Raw genomic sequence first — 3107 nt, 5'->3', positions numbered from 1 at the left:
TGAATATTGATTTCTAGTCTTTTGATTAGATCGTTCTTTAAAAATTTGGGTATGTGATAGAAAGATAGACTGAACGCCACTTTCACTGGTGGTGGATCAGGCTAAGGTAAAATTTGTGAGTTGCTCTTTGAGCAAATATCGAATTTTCGGCGAATGTCGTCTTCACAGTATAACCAGATTGCTTGGGGTTATATGGTCAAGTGAAGAAGCGCATACGGTGGATGCCTTGGCAGTCAGAGGCGATGAAAGACGTGGTAGCCTGCGAAAAGCTTCGGGGAGTCGGCAAACAGACTTTGATCCGGAGATGTCTGAATGGGGGAACCCACCTAACATAAGTTAGGTATCTTAAGCTGAATACATAGGCTTAAGAAGCGAACCAGGGGAACTGAAACATCTAAGTACCCTGAGGAAAAGAAATCAACCGAGATTCCCTTAGTAGTGGCGAGCGAACGGGGACTAGCCCTTAAGTGGCTTTGAGATTAGCGGAACGCTCTGGAAAGTGCGGCCATAGTGGGTGATAGCCCTGTACGCGAAAGTCTCTTGGCCATGAAATCGAGTAGGACGGAGCACGAGAAACTTTGTCTGAATATGGGGGGACCATCCTCCAAGGCTAAATACTACTGACTGACCGATAGTGAACTAGTACCGTGAGGGAAAGGCGAAAAGAACCCCGGAGAGGGGAGTGAAATAGATCCTGAAACCGTATGCGTACAAGCAGTGGGAGCCCACTTTGTTGGGTGACTGCGTACCTTTTGTATAATGGGTCAGCGACTTATTTTCAGTGGCGAGCTTAACCGAATAGGGGAGGCGTAGCGAAAGCGAGTCTTAATAGGGCGTCTAGTCGCTGGGAATAGACCCGAAACCGGGCGATCTATCCATGGGCAGGTTGAAGGTTAGGTAACACTGACTGGAGGACCGAACCGACTACCGTTGAAAAGTTAGCGGATGACCTGTGGATCGGAGTGAAAGGCTAATCAAGCTCGGAGATAGCTGGTTCTCCTCGAAAGCTATTTAGGTAGCGCCTCATGTATCACTGTAGGGGGTAGAGCACTGTTTCGGCTAGGGGGTCATCCCGACTTACCAAACCGATGCAAACTCCGAATACCTACAAGTGCCGAGCATGGGAGACACACGGCGGGTGCTAACGTCCGTCGTGAAAAGGGAAACAACCCAGACCGTCAGCTAAGGTCCCAAAGTTATGGTTAAGTGGGAAACGATGTGGGAAGGCTTAGACAGCTAGGAGGTTGGCTTAGAAGCAGCCACCCTTTAAAGAAAGCGTAATAGCTCACTAGTCGAGTCGGCCTGCGCGGAAGATGTAACGGGGCTCAAACCATACACCGAAGCTACGGGTATCACCTTCGGGTGATGCGGTAGAGGAGCGTTCTGTAAGCCTGTGAAGGTGAGTTGAGAAGCTTGCTGGAGGTATCAGAAGTGCGAATGCTGACATGAGTAACGACAATGGGTGTGAAAAACACCCACGCCGAAAGACCAAGGTTTCCTGCGCAACGTTAATCGACGCAGGGTTAGTCGGTCCCTAAGGCGAGGCTGAAAAGCGTAGTCGATGGAAAACAGGTTAATATTCCTGTACTTCTGGTTATTGCGATGGAGGGACGGAGAAGGCTAGGCCAGCTTGGCGTTGGTTGTCCAAGTTTAAGGTGGTAGGCTGGAATCTTAGGTAAATCCGGGATTCCAAGGCCGAGAGCTGATGACGAGTGTTCTTTTAGAACACGAAGTGGTTGATGCCATGCTTCCAAGAAAAGCTTCTAAGCTTCAGGTAACCAGGAACCGTACCCCAAACCGACACAGGTGGTTGGGTAGAGAATACCAAGGCGCTTGAGAGAACTCGGGTGAAGGAACTAGGCAAAATGGCACCGTAACTTCGGGAGAAGGTGCGCCGGTGAGGGTGAAGCATTTACTGCGTAAGCCCACGCCGGTCGAAGATACCAGGCCGCTGCGACTGTTTATTAAAAACACAGCACTCTGCAAACACGAAAGTGGACGTATAGGGTGTGACGCCTGCCCGGTGCCGGAAGGTTAATTGATGGGGTTAGCTAACGCGAAGCTCTTGATCGAAGCCCCGGTAAACGGCGGCCGTAACTATAACGGTCCTAAGGTAGCGAAATTCCTTGTCGGGTAAGTTCCGACCTGCACGAATGGCGTAACGATGGCGGCGCTGTCTCCACCCGAGACTCAGTGAAATTGAAATCGCTGTGAAGATGCAGTGTATCCGCGGCTAGACGGAAAGACCCCGTGAACCTTTACTATAGCTTTGCACTGGACTTTGAATTTGCTTGTGTAGGATAGGTGGGAGGCTTTGAAGCGTGGACGCCAGTTCGCGTGGAGCCATCCTTGAAATACCACCCTGGCAACTTTGAGGTTCTAACTCAGGTCCGTTATCCGGATCGAGGACAGTGTATGGTGGGTAGTTTGACTGGGGCGGTCTCCTCCTAAAGAGTAACGGAGGAGTACGAAGGTGCGCTCAGACCGGTCGGAAATCGGTCGTAGAGTATAAAGGCAAAAGCGCGCTTGACTGCGAGACAGACACGTCGAGCAGGTACGAAAGTAGGTCTTAGTGATCCGGTGGTTCTGTATGGAAGGGCCATCGCTCAACGGATAAAAGGTACTCCGGGGATAACAGGCTGATACCGCCCAAGAGTTCATATCGACGGCGGTGTTTGGCACCTCGATGTCGGCTCATCACATCCTGGGGCTGAAGCCGGTCCCAAGGGTATGGCTGTTCGCCATTTAAAGTGGTACGCGAGCTGGGTTTAGAACGTCGTGAGACAGTTCGGTCCCTATCTGCCGTGGACGTTTGAGATTTGAGAGGGGCTGCTCCTAGTACGAGAGGACCGGAGTGGACGAACCTCTGGTGTTCCGGTTGTCACGCCAGTGGCATTGCCGGGTAGCTATGTTCGGAATAGATAACCGCTGAAAGCATCTAAGCGGGAAACTAGCCTCAAGATGAGATCTCACTGGGACCTTGAGTCCCCTGAAGGGCCGTCGAAGACTACGACGTTGATAGGTTGGGTGTGTAAGCGCTGTGAGGCGTTGAGCTAACCAATACTAATTGCCCGTGAGGCTTGACCATATAACACCCAAGCAATTTG

General features: G+C 51.1%; 1 rRNA gene. It reads left to right on the top strand.

The window, feature by feature from the left end:
- The first annotated feature begins 194 nt into the window (after window positions 1-194).
- Window positions 195-3088 (top strand): 23S ribosomal RNA (locus BZL43_RS16420).
- Window positions 3089-3107 lie beyond the last annotated feature (19 nt).

The organism is Pseudomonas sp. PICF141, assembly GCF_002286815.1.
Classification (GTDB): domain Bacteria; phylum Pseudomonadota; class Gammaproteobacteria; order Pseudomonadales; family Pseudomonadaceae; genus Aquipseudomonas.
Note: the sequence above shows the minus strand (reverse complement) of the source record. Positions and strands in the feature narration are given on the sequence as shown.